Origin of the sequence: Elstera cyanobacteriorum, from assembly GCF_002251735.1 — a bacterium.
GTDB classification, from domain to species: domain Bacteria; phylum Pseudomonadota; class Alphaproteobacteria; order Elsterales; family Elsteraceae; genus Elstera; species Elstera cyanobacteriorum.
Genome location: NZ_NOXS01000035.1, coordinates 68,014 through 86,021 on the forward strand (window position 1 = coordinate 68,014; position 18,008 = coordinate 86,021).

13 protein-coding genes and 1 tRNA gene are annotated in these 18,008 nt (G+C 63.3%); 6 read left to right on the top strand and 8 right to left on the bottom strand.

Features of this window, described 5'->3' with window-relative positions; translation table 11 throughout:
• Nucleotides 1-2: 2 nt before the first annotated feature.
• A complete protein-coding gene (locus CHR90_RS16825; protein ID WP_094410291.1) occupies nucleotides 3-986 on the bottom strand; it encodes an ABC transporter substrate-binding protein in 984 nt (327 codons plus the stop codon).
• Nucleotides 987-1,119: 133 nt separating this feature from the next.
• A complete protein-coding gene (locus CHR90_RS19300) occupies nucleotides 1,120-1,332 on the bottom strand; it encodes a hypothetical protein (protein WP_141210978.1) in 213 nt (70 codons plus the stop codon).
• Here CHR90_RS19300 and CHR90_RS16830 point away from each other — a divergent pair.
• From CHR90_RS16830 to CHR90_RS16850, 5 genes are all read left to right on the top strand, one after another.
• Nucleotides 1,307-2,266: an ABC transporter ATP-binding protein gene (locus CHR90_RS16830; protein ID WP_094410292.1), complete on the top strand. Its 960-nt coding sequence runs from the start codon at nucleotides 1,307-1,309 to the stop codon at nucleotides 2,264-2,266. The two genes, CHR90_RS19300 and CHR90_RS16830, sit on opposite strands and share 26 nt — an antisense overlap.
• 33 nt (nucleotides 2,267-2,299) lie before the next feature.
• Complete coding sequence (locus tag CHR90_RS16835) at nucleotides 2,300-3,286, top strand: alpha/beta hydrolase (RefSeq protein WP_094410293.1); 987 nt, start codon at nucleotides 2,300-2,302, stop codon at nucleotides 3,284-3,286.
• A gap of 93 nt (nucleotides 3,287-3,379) precedes the next feature.
• A complete protein-coding gene (locus tag CHR90_RS16840) occupies nucleotides 3,380-5,260 on the top strand; it encodes an autotransporter domain-containing protein (RefSeq protein ID WP_094410294.1) in 1,881 nt (626 codons plus the stop codon).
• A gap of 81 nt (nucleotides 5,261-5,341) precedes the next feature.
• Nucleotides 5,342-5,418, top strand: a tRNA-Arg gene (locus CHR90_RS16845).
• A 147-nt stretch (nucleotides 5,419-5,565) separates the two neighbouring features.
• The gene (locus CHR90_RS16850) at nucleotides 5,566-6,792 is read left to right on the top strand and encodes an aminotransferase class V-fold PLP-dependent enzyme (RefSeq protein WP_212668718.1); all 1,227 of its coding nucleotides are present in this window, start codon (nucleotides 5,566-5,568) and stop codon (nucleotides 6,790-6,792) included.
• Between the two features lie 9 nt (nucleotides 6,793-6,801).
• On the opposite strand, the gene CHR90_RS16855 is transcribed toward CHR90_RS16850, so the two are convergent.
• The 6 genes from CHR90_RS16855 to CHR90_RS16880 form a co-directional block, all read right to left on the bottom strand.
• Nucleotides 6,802-7,698 (bottom strand): transglutaminase family protein, encoded by an 897-nt coding sequence (locus CHR90_RS16855; RefSeq protein WP_094410296.1) that lies wholly within the window; start codon nucleotides 7,696-7,698, stop codon nucleotides 6,802-6,804.
• A complete protein-coding gene (locus tag CHR90_RS16860) occupies nucleotides 7,695-10,175 on the bottom strand; it encodes a circularly permuted type 2 ATP-grasp protein (protein WP_212668719.1) in 2,481 nt (826 codons plus the stop codon). The genes CHR90_RS16855 and CHR90_RS16860 overlap by 4 nt, the downstream gene beginning before the upstream one ends.
• A gap of 20 nt (nucleotides 10,176-10,195) precedes the next feature.
• Nucleotides 10,196-13,504: a transglutaminase family protein gene (locus CHR90_RS16865; RefSeq protein ID WP_094410297.1), complete on the bottom strand. Its 3,309-nt coding sequence runs from the start codon at nucleotides 13,502-13,504 to the stop codon at nucleotides 10,196-10,198.
• A 119-nt stretch (nucleotides 13,505-13,623) separates the two neighbouring features.
• A complete protein-coding gene (locus CHR90_RS16870) occupies nucleotides 13,624-14,640 on the bottom strand; it encodes an ABC transporter substrate-binding protein (RefSeq protein WP_094410298.1) in 1,017 nt (338 codons plus the stop codon).
• Nucleotides 14,637-16,055 carry a sensor histidine kinase gene (locus tag CHR90_RS16875; protein WP_094410299.1) on the bottom strand — a complete coding sequence of 473 codons (1,419 nt, stop codon included), beginning with the start codon at nucleotides 16,053-16,055 and terminating at the stop codon, nucleotides 14,637-14,639. The genes CHR90_RS16870 and CHR90_RS16875 overlap by 4 nt, the downstream gene beginning before the upstream one ends.
• Complete coding sequence (locus CHR90_RS16880) at nucleotides 16,027-16,701, bottom strand: response regulator transcription factor (RefSeq protein WP_094410300.1); 675 nt, start codon at nucleotides 16,699-16,701, stop codon at nucleotides 16,027-16,029. The genes CHR90_RS16875 and CHR90_RS16880 overlap by 29 nt, the downstream gene beginning before the upstream one ends.
• 108 nt (nucleotides 16,702-16,809) lie before the next feature.
• On the opposite strand from CHR90_RS16880, the gene CHR90_RS16885 reads away from it, so the two are divergent.
• A complete protein-coding gene (locus CHR90_RS16885) occupies nucleotides 16,810-17,925 on the top strand; it encodes an ABC transporter substrate-binding protein (RefSeq protein WP_094410301.1) in 1,116 nt (371 codons plus the stop codon).
• Nucleotides 17,926-18,008: the final 83 nt, after the last annotated feature.

Here is an 18,008-nt window from a genome sequence, read left to right on the forward strand (position 1 = left end):
CCTTATCCCCCGAAGGCGTCGGCGAAACGCTTCTTATTCGCCTGATCGTCCTTTAGCAGGCTTTGCACCGGGGCCGGCAAGACCTTAATCGCGTCGCGGGCGGGGAAGCCTTCCGGCGCGGGTACGTCGGCGCGCATCGGCAGATAGCCCTGCGAGGCCGCAAACTTTTGCCCCTCGGCAGATAGGATGAAATCGATGAAGGCTTTCGCCGCCGCCGGGTTCTTGGCGGTGGACAGCAGGGCGACAGGCTCCGTCACCACCGTCACGCCTTCTTTCGGGAAGACGAAATCGACGGGCGAGCCGTCCTTTTTGGCGTTCAGGCCCATGAAATCCACGATGATCCCATAGAGTTTCTGACCGCCCGCCACCTGGGTGCGGACCTGACCATTCCCCTGGACGGCCACGGCACCATTCTGGGCAAGGCTCTCGAAATACCCAAGACCGATGTCTTTCAACCCGCCAAGCGTGCCCATATGGATTGCCGCTGCGCCGCTATACAGCGGGCTGGGCAGCACGACCTGGCCTTTTGCATCGGCAGCCAGCAGGTCTTTCCAGCTTTCCGGCTTCTTGGCCTTGGTATTGTAAATGATGCCGGTGGTGATGAACTTGGTGCCGAAGTAGGTGAAATCCTTATCGAAAGCCCCCTCCGGCAAGCCCACCACCGGGGCCTGCTGATACGCCGCCAACCGGTTTTCGGCCTTCAACTGCTCCATCGTCATCGCATCGGCGATCAACAGCAGATCGGGCTGTGGCGCGCCCGCCGCAAACTCCGCCCGCAGCTTGCTCATCAACTGGGTCGTGCCATCGCGGACGAAATCCACCTGCACGCCCGGAACCGCCTTGGTGAAAGCCGCAATGGTTTCCTGCGCGTCCTTCTGCGGCTGCGAGGTATAGAGCACCAGCTTACCCGATGGGGCCTGGGCCAGCGCCGTCCCCGCCAGCAGAACGGCAGTCAACAAGGTCGATCCAACAGAAAAACCGCGCATAGCCTTCTCCCAACTCTTCGCAACATCAGGTTACGGATGATGATATTTTAAAAAAGAAGCGAAAAAATTACCAATAACTCAAACAATAACCCTCAAAACTAATCGACACAAATCTTGTAACAAAAATGAAATATCAATCCATCACCCACTCTTCTTTCTGAAGCGCTGCATTGATATTCATTTTTTCCGCGCGTGGGAAGCGGGGATATTTTCGCGCGGCAAAGCCCTTGCAAGGCTGACCGGGAAAGCTCACTCTGGTGCAAAAGCGTTTCAGGCCGCTGCATGCGGCGATAAGCGATACTCGATACCGGGCGATTTTCATGGCGCAAGCAGCGGCAATTTCCATTCGCGGACTTCAAAAAATCTATCAGAAGCGCGGCAAAGGCCCCGCCAAACACGCGCTGAAGGGCATCGATCTCGATATTCCGCAAGGCTCGCTCTTCGCGCTGCTTGGCCCGAACGGAGCCGGGAAATCGACGCTGATCAACATCATGGCCGGGCTGGTGCTGAAAAGCGCCGGGCAAATGAGCATCTGGGGCACCGATATCGATGCCGACCCGCGCCGCGCCCGCGCCTCCATCGGGATCGTGCCGCAAGAATTGAATATCGATGCGTTCTTCACCCCGCGTGCGCTGCTGGACCTACAAGCCGGACTGTTCGGCGTGCCCAAGGATAAGCGGCAGACGGAAGCCTTGCTGGCGGCGATGGGGCTGACCGATAAGGCCAATGCCTACGCCCGCACCCTGTCGGGCGGTATGCGGCGGCGGTTGATGGTGGCGAAGGCGATGGTTCACAGCCCGCCTATTCTGGTGTTGGACGAGCCGACCGCCGGGGTCGATATCGAGTTGCGCCAACAGCTTTGGGCGAATGTCCGCGATCTCAATCGCCAAGGCGTGACGGTACTGCTGACCACCCATTACCTCGAAGAAGCCGAAGAACTTTGCGACCGGATCGCCATTATCGCCAATGGCGAACTGCGCGCAAACGAGACGAAGGAAGCGCTACTCGCACGCCTTGACGGTAAAGAACTGCACATCACCCTCTCGACGCCGATCCCGGAAGCGCTGCCAGAGCCGCTGGCCGCCCTTGGGCTGCTGCGCCCCACGCCCGATACATTGCTGCTGCGCCACCGCCGCCTTGATGGGATGGTGCCGCGCGTCCTGGCCGCCCTAACCGAAACCGGGCTAACCATTGCCGACCTGCGCACGGCAGAGGCTGATCTGGAGGATGTCTTCCTGCAACTCACCCGCGCCACCTCGGCGGCGGAGCAGGCGGCATGAACCGTGTCACGAGGTTTTCTAAGGGCCGTTCTAATGTTCGGTAGTCTCAGCCTCAGCCTGCCGGGCTGCACACCGCCCGAACCAATCAAGCTCGGCCCGGCTATCGTTGAGCCCGTTCTGTCGGACCATGCCGCGCGCATGCCCGATGGCGGCACGCTGGCCGTGCGGCTAACCAAGGCGCATGGCACGTGCAAAGCCGTCATCATCGCCCTGCATGGCATGAACGATTATGGCACCTTCATCGCCGATGCCGCCCAGGATTGGGCGCGCCAAGGTATCGAAACCCTAGCCTATGATCAGCGCGGCTTCGGCCAGTCGCCGCTTGTTGGGCGTTGGGTGGGCGAAGATGGGCTGGTGGCCGATCTCGAGACCCTCGTGCGGCTCGCGGCGGCGCGCTATCCCGGCGTGCCGCTGTATGTGCTGGGGGAAAGCATGGGCGGCGCGGTGACGATGCTCGCCGCCAGTCGCGACCAACTGCCAGGGGTGAGCGGTATCATTCTTTCCGCCCCCGCAGTGCTGGGACGGCAGGCGCTGGGGTGGTTCCCCAGTTTCGCCCTCGATCTATCCGCAGCCCTGTTTCCCGGTTTCAGCCCCTCCGGTCACGGTCTTGGCATCCGCCCATCAGATAATGAAGAGGTTCTCGCCGCCCTTGGCCGCGACCCGCTGGTGCTAAAAGGCACCCGCGCCGATACGATCTATGGCCTCGTCGATCTCATGGACGCGGCCCTGGCGCGCGGCGGGACCGATGCGATCCCGACGCTGTTTCTGTATGGCGCCAAGGATGAGATCATCCCGAAGCCACCTATTGCGAAGCTGCTCGCGCGCTATGCCCGCTTTCACCACGGCGCACCCTGGCGCTTGGCCTATTACCCGGAGGGCTGGCACCTGCTAACCCGCGATTTGCAAGGCCCGGTGGTGGCCGCCGATATTGCCGCCTGGGTGTTCGATCAGACCGCGCCGCTGCCCTCCGGCTTCGAACGGACTGACCGCCGCCTTCCCGGCCATTCCGGGGCGCCCTGACGGGTAAGAAAACCAGCTTGCGTTAACGTCACCCCATCGTCATTCTGCTTTCACAGAAGGCCGTTACAAAAACGGCACAACGGAGGAAGCAAAATGCGGACTTGGATCGGGGCAGGCCTGATCGCGGCGACGGCACTCACGGCGCCCGCGTTCGGTCAATCGTTTAGCGGCCTTTATGTGTTCGGCGACAGCCTGAGCGATAACGGCAATCTTTTCCGGCTGACCGGGCAGCCGCCCGCGCCCTATTTCCAGGGCCGGTTCTCCAACGGGCCGACCTATGCCGAACGGCTACCGGGCCTGCTGGGGTTCACCTATACCCCCAGCACGAATTACGCGGTTGGCGGTGCGCTGACCGATACCAGCCATAACGCGGGCCTGCCGAACCTTGGTATGCAGTCGCAGGTGAATAGCTTCCTCGCGTCGGGTCGCAGCTTTAGCGCGCGCGACCTTGTGGTGGTTTGGGGCGGCGCGAACGATTATTTCGCGACCCTGACTAAGATCGCCACCCAAACCCCCACCCAAGCCCAGGGCACGGTATCGACGCAGATCACCAGCACGATCACCAATCTGGCCGGGGAAGTGCAGTCGCTGATCCGGGCGGGCGCCCGCGAAATCATTGTGCCGAACCTGCCCTTCTTGGGTGCAACCCCCAGCATTGCCGCCACCGGCGCCACGGGGGTAGGTACGGCCAATCTGATCACCACCAATCATAACGCCAACCTCGCGACAACGATGGGCACCGTCGGTCGTGGCCTGGGCGCAAATATCTATGTGATCGACACGGCGGCCCTGTTTACCGATATGCAGACCAACCCGTCGAAATACGGGCTGAGCAATGTGACGGCGCAATGCATCCAAACGGCGGCCTGCGTGGGCGGGTCGGCGGCAACCCAGGCGCAATATCTCTTCTGGGATGGCGTGCATCCGACCGCCGCCGTTCATCAGATTTATGCAACCTATGTGGCGGCGAACCTGACCGGCCCCGCCACCCAATCCGCCCCGGGGCGGTTGGCGCAGGCGACCGCGCGCGGTTTTGATACCGATATTTCCGCCCGTCAGCACGCCCGGCGCGGCGGCGCAGGTGGCGCTAGCCTCACCGGCTCGGCCCTGCCGGGCAGCAGCCAGACCGGCGACAAGGATAAGCCCTTCGCCGTCTTCGTCTCCGCCAACTATGGCTGGGGCGACCGCGACGCGAATGCCACTGAAGCTGGGCTCGACTATACGGATACAAGCTTTACCGTTGGCGCCGATTACCGCCTGGGCAGCATGTTCCTGGTCGGCGGCGCCCTTGGGTATGGCATGAGTGACGGCAAGCTGAGCGGCGGTCTCGGCAAGGTGGAAGCCAACAGCTTCCGCGGCGCCCTTTACGCCTCCTTGTTTGATGGCGCCTGGTACATCGACGCGGCGGCCACCGCCGGGATGAATGATTTCAACAAGCTAACCCGCAATACCGGCTTCGTCGGCGCCCCGTCGCTCAGCGCCGATACCGAAGGCCGTACCGTGACCGCCGGGTTGGAAGCGGGCTATCTATTCAAGTTCGGTGATTTCGCCGTCGGTCCGCTGGCTGGGATGCGCTACAGCGTTGTTTCCCTTGATGGGTACACCGAAAGCGGGTTCGCTGGGGTCGCCCGGCAGATCGATAAGCAGCGCTTCACCTCGCTCGTCGCCCGCGCCGGGGTGCAGGCCAGCTATAAGCTGACCGCCGATGGCGCGACCATCGTGCCGCGCGCCTCCGCTGTCGTGGAACAGGAACTCAACGATAGCTCCCGCACTATCACCAGCCGGATCGTTAGCCAGCCGGGCGTGACCCAAAGCGTGAAGACCAAGGACGCCGATAGCACCGTGCTGCGCCTCTCCGCCGGGGTGGCGGCCGGGTTCGGCGACCGCTACACCGTAAGCCTGGACGGCGACACCAGCTTCGGTGGCGATGGTCGCGACAATCGCGTGCTTGGCCGCCTGCGCGTCGCCTTTTAACGGCACCCCTGACGCGAAGGGGGTTGCACCCAGCCGCCCCCTTCGCTAAGGTCCGCCCCACGGATCGGTTTCCACCGAAATGCACCCGTAGCTCAGCTGGATAGAGCGCTGCCCTCCGAAGGCAGAGGTCACAGATTCGAATTCTGTCGGGTGCGCCAATTTCCTATTTTATCCGATAAATCGTCAGAATCACCATAGACAAAACCTGTCTGTGGCGCCTCGTTATGTCGCTTCGCTGCCCACGATAGGCCCTCGCCGCGAAAATCGGTTAGACTGGTTGTCTTGGTCGAGCAGAGGAGATGAGGGTGACGGGTCTCGATATTGAATTCGTGCGGCGGCAGTTTCCGGCCTTTGCTGAACCTTCTCTGGCTGGGCAAGCGCATTTTGAGAATGCTGGCGGCTCCTACGCCTGCGGCCCCGTCATCGAGCGGCTGGCGCGCTATTATCGCGAAACCAAGCTGCAACCCTATGGCGTTCATCCTGCCTCACGCCGGGCGGGGGAGGAAATGGATCAGGCCCATGCGCGCCTAGCCGACTATCTCGGCATGAGTGCGGAGGAGGTTCATCTCGGCCCCTCCACCTCGCAAAATACCTATGTGCTGGCCCAGGCGGTGGCGAAAAAACTCCAGCCGGGGGACGAGATTATCGTCACCAATCAGGATCACGAGGCCAATAGTGGCGTCTGGCGGCGGTTGGCCGAGCACGGGTTTACGGTCCGCGAATGGCGGATCAACCCGCAGACCGGCACGCTCGACCCTAACGATCTTGACGGGCTGCTGACCGAGCGGACGCGGGTAGTCGCCTTCCCCCATTGCTCCAACATCCTGGGCGAGATCAACCCGGTGGCGGCGATTTGTGCGAAAATCCATCGGGTTCCGGCGATTGCGGTCGTCGATGGCGTCTCCTACGCCGGGCACGGCCTGCCGGACGTGCGGGCCTTGGGGGTGGATATCTATCTATTCTCGCTCTATAAAACCTTCGGCCCGCACCTGGGCGCCCTCGCCATCGACCGCAAGGTGATGGAATGGCTGGGCAATCAGGGCCATTACTTTAACGGGGCTTTTCCGCACAAATGGTTTGTCCCGGCAGGGCCGGACCATGCGCAGGTCGCCGCCACCAATGGCATCTTTGATTATTTCGACGCGCTGCACCGCCACCATTTCCAAGCTGGCGATACCGCGACGAAAGCCGCCGACGTGCGAACCCTGCTACGAACGGCGGAACTCGCCCCCCTGCAAAAACTGCTGGATTTCTGCCGCGAGCATCCGCGTCTGCGGATCGTCGGCCCCGATCAGGCCAGCCAGCGGGCGGCCACCGTCGCGCTGGAAACCCTCGCGGCCACCCCGCGCGAGATTGCCGCGAAGCTGGCCGAACGTGGGATTATCGCCGGGGCCAGCCATTTCTATGCCGTGCGGCTGCTGGAAGCCCTGAAGCTCGATCCCGCGACCGGCGTGCTGCGCCTCTCCTTCGTCCATTACACCAGCCCGGCGGAGATCGATCAGTTGCTGACAGCGCTTGAGCAGATCGTCTGAACGAACAGCTTATCCCCGCAGGGCCAGTTCCTCGGCGGGGATAACATCCACCTGCACGCCGACGCTCTGGGCGCCTTGACCGACGAAAATGCCATCCATCGGCGCCACATCGGCGTAATCGCGGCCCATTGCCGTAAAGACGTGGCCCGATCCCATCGGGATACCATTGGTGGGATCGAAACCAATCCAGCCGCGCTCTGGCCCGCACCACAGCATCACCCACGCATGGGTCGCATCGGCGCCGATCAAGCGGGGCTTGCCCGGCGGCGGATCGGTGCGCAGGTAGCCCGAGACATAGGCCGCGGGCAGCCCGGCGCAGCGCAGGGCAATCAGCATGATATGGGCGAAATCCTGGCAAACCCCGTGCCTGGCGGCAAAGGCCTCGCCCGCCGGGGTATCCGTGTCGGTCGCAGCGGGATCATAGGTAAACTCCTCTCTGATCCGCTGGGTCAGGTCGAGCGCCGCGTCGACGATGCCCCGCCCCTGCCCTAAGGTTTCCGCCCCCCAGGCGCCGATCACCGGGTCCATCGGCGTGAAGGACGAGGCGAAGAGATAGTTGGACGGGGCGGTCGGGTGAATGGCATCGACGCGCAAGGCAGCCTCCGCCACGTCAGCGACACTGGGATCGTCCCTCTCCGGCGCGGCAACCTCCGCCGACACATCGACCTTAAAGCGACTTTCGACCTGCAATTCGGTTAGGGGCGTCTCGATAACCATGCGGGCGACATTGACCGGATAGGCGCTTTTGCGCTCCTGGATCACCGCCGGGGCGGGTTTTACCTCCAGTTTGAAATCCGTCACCGTTTGCGTCGGCCACAGCGCCGGACGCAGGCGCAGGTTGAAGCGGGCCAGGCGCACGAAAGCGTCGTAGCGCACCAGCGTGGTGTGGCGAACGTGGTAGATCATGCCAAGAGCCCCGCCCCAGCGGCTTTTTCCGCCTTCCGGCTTTGCAGAAAATAGCGCTGGCCAATAGCGTCCGATAGCGCGAGCAGCCGGGTTTCCAGCTTCCCTACATCGGCCATCGCCAAAGTTTCCCCGGTCAGCGGTGCCAGCGACACCAGCAACGCATTGGCCTGGATCACTTGGGCTTCCGGCATACCATCGCTGCGCAGGGTGGGCAGACGGCGCAAATGGTCGGCGAGCAGATCGACCTGATAAACCAGCGAGCGCGGATTTTGGGTTTCTAGTAGCACCATATCGCGCACCGGCAGGCGCGACGGCCCGGCCATATAGCGCGTGCGATAGGTGATCTGGCAGTCGCAGAGTTCGAGCAAGATGGTCAGATCATCGACCGACGCGCCATCGTCCGCAAACTGGCGCGCGGTGCGGCAGGTGTTGATCGCCCGCTCCAACCGCCGCCCGAGATCGTGGAAGCGCCACCCATCCGTGCGCCCCATATTTTCGGAGGCGAGCCCGGTGAGGGAGGAGATGCGGTCCAGAAGCTCCGAACAGGCTTCCAGCAGGCTTTCCGTCACCGCCGTCTCGACCTTCGGGAAAGGCTTGCGGACCAAGCGCCAGAAATCGACCGCCAACCGTTCGCGCAGACCTTTGCCGATACCGCCGACATTGCCCATCAGCATGCGGGCGCTGCCCAATTGCTCCCGATCACCCAGCGCGGTGGCGCATAGGGCCGCCAGCGGCCAATCGCGCTGAACCCGGGGTATCGCCCCCCAGGCGATCAGCAGGTCAATCAGGCGGATCATAGTTTGCGAGGTCAGGGCCGGGCCGCTATCAACCTCGATCGAACTGCCAAGGATCGCGCGGACGACGCGGACGGTCGCCTCCGACCGCTCCAGATAGCGCCCCAGCCAGAAGAGATTATCGGCGGCCTTGCTGGGCAGCATCCCGGCGATACGGCGGATCGGCGGATTGCTGACCGACCCCAGCAGGGTTTCCGCCGGGACCGGGGCTGTATCGATAATGCACACATCGGCGGATTTATCGCCGTCACCCATCAGGACGGCGCGGATATCGCCGTGGGCGGCCAGCCGAGCAAAAGCGCCGGGCATCACTTTCCAAGCCCCATCGGCATCGCGGGCCAGGAAAACGCGCAAGGTGAAAGGATGTGGCGCCAGCTTGCCATCGGCCAGGGCGGGAGTGGTGGAGAGTTTCACCACTTCCTGCCCCACGTAATCCATCGGGCGCAGGCGCAAGGCCGCCAGCAGCGCCACCTTCTGGTCGGCATCAAGCGCCGATCCCGGCGTGGAGCGCGCCCCAAGCAGCCCCGGCACGTCGCGGTCGAAGGCGGCGGCAATGACCATCGACTCCAGTGCTTCTTCGACGATCTGCCGCTCCGACGGCTGACCGCACCACCACGTCGCGATATTCGGCAGGATCAAATCGTCGCCCAGCACGCTTTGCGCCAGGGCGGGCAGGAAGGCTGCCATCGCCCGCGATTCGATTACCCCAACCCCAGGCCAATTGCTGAGGACCAATTGCCCCGCCGCGCAGGCTTCATAGAGGTCGGCAACGCCGATGCCGGAGCGGCTGTCAAAGGCCAGCGGATCGAGAAAGCGCGTATCCATCCAGCGCCACAGCGCATCGATGCGCTTCAGCCCCTCGATGGTGCGAACGTAGAGCTGATTGTCGGAAACGACCAGATCGTCCCCTTCCACCAGCAGAAAGCCGAGGTAGCGGGCGAGATGGCCCTGTTCGGCATAGCTCTGGTTATAGCGACCGGGCGTCAGCAGGCCGATACGCGGTTCCGCCCGGGTACAGTGGGACGCGAGGCCGCGCCGCAGGTCGGAGAAGAAAGGCGCCAGACGGCGGGTATTCATCCAGCTTAAAAGATCGCCGGTCGCCCGCGACAGCGCCAGACGGTTTTCCAGCGCATAGCCGACGCCGACCGGCGTGCGGGTCCGGTCGGACAAAACGCGCCATTCGCCGTTCGGCCCGCGCCCCAGGTCGGCGGCATAGAAATGCAGATGATGGCCGCCGGGGGGCGTGACCCCGACCATATTCTGCCAAAAATGCGTGCTGCCGGTCACGACCGTCGCGGGCAGCTTGCCGGTAGCGATCAGCGACTGGCTGCCGTAAATATCGTCGATGACCTTTTCCAGCAGGTCGGCACGCTGGATCAGACCGCGCTCGATCCCCGCCCATTCCTGAGCGCCGATCAGCATCGGCACCGGGCTGAGCGGCCAGGCCCGTTCCTCCTGCTCCCCCGCCATGCGGAAGGCCATGCCAAGATCGGTGACCTGCCGGGCGACCTTATCGCTCAAACCATCGAAATCGGCGCCGCCGATTTCCGCCAGCCGCTCCAGCATCGCCATCCACGGGCCGGACATGCCGGGCGCGGCGTTCGCATACATATCGCCCGGCGCTGCCGCCTTGCCATAGGCCCGCAACCAACCGTCCAGCAAAGCCTGGATACGCCGTCCCACGGTCTTTTCCGCCACGCCGGTCACAACCCGGACCGGTTAAAACGCAGATCGAGCGTCATTGGAAACTCGTCTGGCAGTTCTTCGCCCGGAATGAAAACGCGGCCCGGCGAATGGCCGTGGTCCTGGAAGCGCGCCTTGCGCCGTGCTTCGGCTTCATAGGAATTGACCGGCGTATCATCGTAGGCCCGCCCGCCCGGATGGGCGACGTTATAGACGCAGCCGCCGAGGGAGCGCTGGTTCCACAGGTCCAGAACATCAAAGGTCAGCGGCGCATTGCTGGGCAAGCGCGGATGCAAACAGTTCGGCGGCGACCAAGCCTTATAGCGCACGCCGCCCACGGCTTCGCCGGGAATCCCGGTCGGGGCGAGCGGAACCCGGCGGCCATTGCAAGCGATCACATGACGGCCTGCCACAAGGCCCTTAGCCTTGACCTGCAAGCGTTCCGTCGAGCTATCGACATAGCGGACGGTGCCGCCGATGGCGCCGGTTTCGCCCAGCACGTTCCAAGGTTCGAGCGCCTGGGTAATCTCAAGCTCCACCCCGCCCGCATAGACCGTGCCGTGGGTCGGGAAGCGGAACTGGCGCTGCGCTTCGAACCACGCCGGATCGAAGGCATAGCCCTCCCGGTTCAGATCGCCGAGCACATCGAGGAAATCCTGCCAAACAAAATGCGGCAGGAAGAATTTATCGTGCAGGCTGGTCCCCCAGCGCACGAGGCGCCCGCGCTGCGGTTCGCGCCAGAACCACGCCGTCATCGCCCGCAACAGCAGTTGCTGGGCCAGGCTCATCTGCGCATCGGGGGGCATTTCGAAGCCCCGGAACTCCACCAACCCCAGGCGCCCGGTCGGCCCATCGGGGGAGAAGAGCTTATCGATACAGATTTCCGTGCGATGGGTATTGCCGGTCACATCGGTCAGCAGGTTGCGGAACAGCCGGTCCACCATCCAAGCGGGCGGCGCCATGCCTTCGTGCGGCGCCGGAACCTGGGCAAGGGCGATTTCAAGCTCATAGAGGCTATCGTGCCGCGCTTCATCGATGCGCGGCGCTTGGCTGGTCGGCCCGATAAAGAGACCCGAGAAAAGATAGCTGAGCGACGGGTGCCGCTGCCAATAAAGCACGAAGCTCTTCAGCAAATCCGGGCGGCGGATGAAAGGCGAATCGTTCAGCGACGGCCCACCGAGAACGATATGATTGCCGCCCCCGGTGCCGACCGACCGGCCATCGACCATAAATTTATCGGCAGTCAGGCGGCATTCGCGCGCCTTGGCATAGAGTTCCTCGGTGATATGGACCGATTCCGCCCAAGAGGCGGCGGGCTGGATATTCACCTCGATCACCCCCGGATCGGGCGTGACCTTCAGCACCTTTAGGCGCGGATCGGGCGGCGGCAGATAGCCTTCGATGCGCACCGGCAGGCCCAATTCTTCCGCCGTCGCTTCGGCTTCGGCGATCAGATCAAGGTAATCTTCGAGCGTCCAAACCGGCGGGATGAAGATCGACAGGTAATCGCCGCGCGGCTCCACCGTCAGGGCAGTGCGGACGAAACCTTCGATGGCCGCCACCTGTTCGACCCACGGCTGTGCCACGCTTTGCACCGCCGCTGGGCGCTGCAAGCGCTGCTGACGGAAATCCGGCAGCGGGTCGCGGTCCTCGCTCGGGTCTTGCGGGATGATATAGGGGTAGGCCGACGGCGCAATATAGGCGAGCGAGCTCAGCGGCAGCCGATACCCGAGCGCCGAGTCGCCCGGCGCCGCGAAAATCGCGCCGCGCCGCAGCCGCCAATATTCGCTTTGCCACGGGCGCGCGGCCAGCGAGTTCCAACGCTGGATCGGCAGCACATAACCAATGGGATTGCTGAGGCCGCGCTCGAAAGTGCGGACCATGCGCGAACGTTCTTCAGGATCGTCGAACTTCGGATCGTCCGGCGAGACGTTCTCGGGCAGGGACGCTTCTTTCATCGACCATTGCAGCGTGTCTTCATAGGCGGGGCGGACGAAATGTTCCGACACCCCTAGCCCCTTGGCCATCGTGCGCAGAAACGCCCCGGCATCGGCGTCGGTAACGCGCGCAGGTTTCGTCTCCGGCGTTCCGGCGATTAGGCGGGCATCGCGCCAAATCGGCACGCCATCGGTGCGCCAAAACAGCGAATACCCCCAGCGCGGCAGGCTTTCCCCAGGGTACCATTTACCTTGGCCGTGATGCAGCAACCCGCCGGGCGCAAAAACCTCGCGCAGATTGCGGATCAGCCGATCCGCATAGCCCGCCTTGGTGGGGCCGACGGCATCGCCGTTCCATTCCGGCGCGTCGCCAGCGTTTTCGGCGACGAATGTCGGCTCCCCACCCAAGGTCAGGCGCACGTCTTGGGCCGTCAGATCGGCATCGACCTGTTGGCCCAATTCCATCAGCGCCGCCCAGCGCGCCGGGGTGAAGGGTTTCGTGATGCGTACCGCCTCGGCAATGCGGGCAACGCTCATCTCGAAATGGAAATCCACCTCCGCCGGTTCGGCCATGCCGCTGATCGGCGCGGCGGACCGGTAGTGCGGCGTCGCGGCCAGGGGAATATGCCCCTCGCCTGCAAACAGGCCGGAGGTCGAGTCGAGACCGACCCAGCCTGCGCCGGGCAGATAGACTTCGGTCCAGGCGTGCAGATCGGTAAAATCGGCCTCCGGCCCCTTCGGGCCTTCCACCGGCTCCACATCGGCAACCATCTGGATCAGATAGCCCGAGACGAAGCGCGCCGCGAACCCCAGGCGGCGCAGCAACTGCACCAGCAGCCAAGCGCTGTCCCGGCACGAGCCGGTGCCGAGGGTCAGCGTGTCTTCCGGCACCTGCACGCCCGGTTCCATACGGATGACGTAGCCGATGCGCTGCTGGATCGCCATATTGAGGGCTACAAGGAAATCGATCGTGCGCCCGGTCTTCTTGCCCGCAAACTCCGTCACCAGCGCTTCGAACAGCGGGCCTTGCGGCTCGAGATCCCAATAAGCAGCAAGATCGGTGGCGATCACCGGATCGTAGGTGAAGGGCAGTTCTTCGGCATAGGGTTCGACGAAGAAATCGAAGGGATTGACCACCGCGAGATCGGCGAGCAAATCCACCTCGATGCTGAAATGATCGACCGGATCGGGAAAGACGATACGCGCCAGCCAATTGCCGTGCGGATCCTGCTGCCAATTGATGAAATGGCCCGATGGTTCGATCTTCAGCGCATAGTTCGGCACTTTCGTGCGGCTATGCGGGGCCGGGCGCAGGCGGATGACCTGGGCGCCCAACCGGATCGGGCGGTTGTAACGGTAACGGGTGAGATGGTGCAGGGCGGCTTTCAGCATGGTTAATATCAAACGCTAGCCCTTAGTGCGCCGCAATATGATTCTGTCGTTCGTGTACGTAGTTTTTCTGGCAGCTTCTGAACTTTCGTAACGCCCGAAACGAAATATTTGAAGAATGGCTATTTCGAGGGCACCAGGGACCGCCATAAGGTCAAAAACTGTTCGTCGTGCATTCGGTCGGAATAGGCGAGCAACTGGGCATCGAGCGCAATCGGGCGCAGCGGGCCGGTCGCCTGATCCTTCACCGTTGCCGGGCTAAGGCCCGGGGCGGCAATCGGCAGAATGGCCGAGAGATGGGTCTGCCGCGCCAACAGGGTTTGCGCCTCAGGTGACAAGAGGAAATCCAGAAACGCTTTCGCCGCGCGCGGGCGGGGCGTTGTTTTCAGCGCCAGGGCAACGCGGCTGATCACCAGGGTATAATCGGCGGGATAAACGATCTCGATATCCGCGCCTTGGGCCCGCCGCAGTTCCGCGTAGGAACCGAGGACGTTAAAGGCAAGGCTAACCTCTCCCCGGTCAATCGCCGTCAGCATGTCACCCGAACAGCAATAGGTTTTCAGCCCGTGCTGGGCCAGGCGGGCGATGAAGGGGCTCCATTGGCTATTCGTCGCATAATCGATCTTGCCCAACAGATTGCCGACGCCGCTGGTGACGGGATCATAGGTCGCGACCGGCGCCAGCGCAGCGCCATCCCGGGCGATCAGTGCCAGTAAATCGGCCCGGCTTTTCGGCAGGGGCCGCCCCGCGAACGCCCGGCGGCTGGCGACGAAGATCAACGGCTCGTAGGTAAAGCCGAACGCCGCATCGGCAAACCGTGCCCAGTCCGGCAGCTTGGCCGTGACGGGGGACCGGTGCGGCAGGGCGTAACCGTCATTCGCCAGCCGAAACTGCCGGTCAACGGCCGAACTGATCACGATATCGGGCTGAACCGACAGGCGGTCCTCGATAATCGCATCGTAAAGCGGCAACGTGTCCATTTCGGTATAGCTGACGGTGATACCCGGTTCCCGCGCCTGAAAGGCGGCGATGACCGGGGCGAAGGCGTCACGGTCGGTCGAACTTAAAATGCTCAGATCCTCCGCCCGCGCGGCGCCCGCCAGGATCGCCAGCGTCAAGACCCACCCGAACCGCCTCATGCCCCCTCCCGCTGCGGGAAGCGGAGGGTGATGCTCAGCCCGCCGCCCTTCCCGTCCGCCAAGTAAATTTCCCCGCGATGCGCCTTCACCACGCGCTGCACGATGGCAAGCCCCAGGCCGCTGCCGCCCATCCGGTCAGCAGGCAATCGGCGGGAGCCGCGTTCGAACCGCCGCAGCACGCGCGGTCGATCCTCCGGCGCCAACCCAGGGCCATAGTCGCGCACTGTAATGGAAACCGCCCCGGCTGCCGCTTGCACCGTAATATCCACCGGCCCCTCCGGCGGGCCGTATTTCAGCGCATTATCGATGAGGTTGCGTAGGGCATCGGCCAAGGCATCGCTATCGCCGATAATCGCGGCGTCGGCGCTAGCATCGTCGGCGACATAGAGGCGCAACGCGGTCGCCTCGGTCGCCGCCGCCCGGTCGTTCAACACATCGGCGCAGAGGCGCGCCAGAATGACCGGCCCGCGTGGCGCCAGTTCCAGCCGGTTGCTGATCGTCGCATCGGCGAGCAACTGATTGGCAATGCGCGCCGCCGCCCGGGCATTACGCAAGATCCGCTGCAATTGTTCGCGCTGGGCATCGCTGGCATCGCGCAAGGTGATCTCGGTCTGGGCAATGACGGAGGCGAGCGGCGTGCGCACCTGATGGGTCGCATCGGCCAAAAAACTGCGCGTATCGGTCAGCGAAGCTTCGAAGCGGGCGAGCAGATTGTTCAGCGCCCATTGCAGCGGTTGGATTTCCTCCGGTACCGGCTGACGCAAAGGGGTGAAATCGCTGGGGTCGCGGTCGGCCAAAACCTCCTTCAAGCCCGCCACCGGGCGCAGCGCCTCACGCACAGCCAGCGCCAGAATTCCGGCGGCCACCCCCGCCAGCAGCACGAGACCGAGGACGGCATAGCTCCCCATCTCCCAGGCAAAAGCCCGGCGCTGTTCCAAAGTCTGCGCGACCAGAACGGTCGCCCAGCGCGGCTTTTCGCCGACCGTCAGCAGCCGCCGGATCGCCACCAGCCGCACCGGCCAGCCTTTATAGGTAAGGGAGGCGAATTGCGCCGCCGCCGGATCGCGCCCCACAGCGGGTGGGACGGGCAGATCGGGATAGCCGGTCAGGGTGCGGCCATCGTCGCCAATCAGCCGGTAGAACACCCGGTCATCGGGCGCTTGCGCTAACATCGCGAAGGCCGCTGCGGGAATATCGGCGCGGATCGCCTCCCCCTCCAGCCGCAAGCTGCCCGCTAGGGTCAGCGCCGCCGCCGATAGCAGATGATCGAACGCGCGTTCACTCGCGGTATCGGCATAGCGCAGCGCTAGGGTGCCGAGCAGCACCAGCAGCACGGCAAAGGCCGCGCCGACCCGGCGATAGAGCCGCCGCCGGAGCGAGCCGGGCTTAACGCTGCGGCGCCACTTCGGCCACATAGCCCAGCCCCCGGATCGTGCGGATCGAAAAATCGCTGTCCTCCAGCTTGCGGCGCAGGCGAGAGACGTAAAGCTCCACCGCGTTCAGCCCCACTTCCTCCTCGTGGCTGAACAATTGCTCCAGAATCTGTTCCTTGCTGACGATACGGTTCCGGCTGGCGACGAAATAGGCCAGCAACGCAAACTCCCGCCGCCCGAGGTCGAGCGGCACATCCTTGACCATCGCCCGTTTCGCGGTGCCGTCGAAGGTGAAATTCCCCATCCGCTGCACCCCACCGCCCAACCCGCCGTGGCGGCGCAAGAGCGCGTGCAGCCGGGCATCCAACTCGCGAAGGTCGAAGGGCTTGGTCAGATAATCATCGGCGCCTAAGGCAAAATGGCGCAGCTTATCGTCAAGGCCCGACCGGGCGCTGATGATCAGCACCGGCGGTGCCGGATCATGACGGCGCAAATCTTCCAGCACCCGGCTACCGCTATCGTCAGGTAACCCAAGGTCGAGAAGCACGGCGTCATAGACGGTGACGGCCAGATAATCACGCGCTTCGGCGGCGTTCATCGCCAGATCGACGGCATGCCCCTGGTCGGCCAGATAGCGCCGGATGGCGCGGGCCAAATCCTCCGTATCCTCCACCACCAGCAGCCGCATTCCGTCCCTCGTGCTTTCTGTCGGTCGCGACAGGTTGGCGACAGTTTCCCCGACTAAGGTTCCGCGAGGGCCGTAAGAATGCCCACGATCAACCTTAGGGAGAGAAACATGCGCTCACTGTCGCGCCGTTCGCTGATGTCCGCCACCGCCGTTGGTCTGCTGCTTACCCTCAGCAGTGGCGCCGTTCTGGCTGCCAATCTACCCGCGGGCTATCCGGCTGACTATAGTAAAATCGTCGATGCCGCCGTGAAAGAAGGTAAAGTTTCGATTTATTCGACCACCGATTCGGCCATCGTTTCTTCGCTTCTAAAAGACTTTGAAGCGGCATTCCCGGGCATTAAGGTCGATTATAGCGATCTTAATTCGACCGAACTCTATAACCGCTTCATCGCCGAAGTCGCATCGGGCCAAGGCACAGCCGATCTAACTTGGTCGTCGGCCCCCGATTTGCAAATCAAGTTGGCATCGGGCGGCTATGCGATGGCCTATACCTCGCCGGAAGCCTCGCATCTTCCTACCTGGGCGAATTATAAGAATACGGTCTATGGCACCACGGCCGAGCCGGTGACGATCATTTACAATAAGCGCCTGCTGGAGCCGGGGGATGTGCCGACCTCGCACGAAGACCTGCTGAAGCTGATGACGACGAAGGGCGCCGCCCTGAAGGATAAGGTCGCCGCCTATGACCCCGAACGGTCGGGCGTCGGTTTCTATTTCTTCAACCAGGACGAGCTGAACTGGAAGAGCGCCTGGGATCTCAACCGCGCCTTCGGCAAGGCCTCGCTGAAGCTCTATACCTCAGCGGGCGCGATGGTGGAAAAGGTCCGGTCGGGCGAGCATGTGATGGCCTATGGTATTTTCGGCTCCTACGCGCTGGCGACCCAGGCGAAGGACGAAAACCTCGGCATCGTCATGCCGCGCGACTATACGCTGATCACCACCCGCGCCGCTTTCGTGCCGGAAAAGGCCAAGAACCCGAACGCGGGTAAGGTCTTCCTCGATTATCTGCTGTCGGCGCGCGCCCAGAAGATCATTGCAGGCGACGCCAAACTGTTCGGCGTGCGCGACGATGTGAAGGACGGGCTGACTCTACAGACCGTGAAGGAAATGTTCGGCGCCACCGTGAAGCCGATCGCGCTCGATGATTCGCTGCTCGATGGTCTCGATCAAACCAAGCGCCTGAAGTTCCTGAAGCAGTGGCAAAACGCCATGAAGGGCCAATAAGCCCCTTCCCTTCAGCCTATCGGACCGGGGCGTGTCCCCGGTCCCCCTCCTTGGGCCTTAGCCCTCCCCCTACCGCGCCGGAA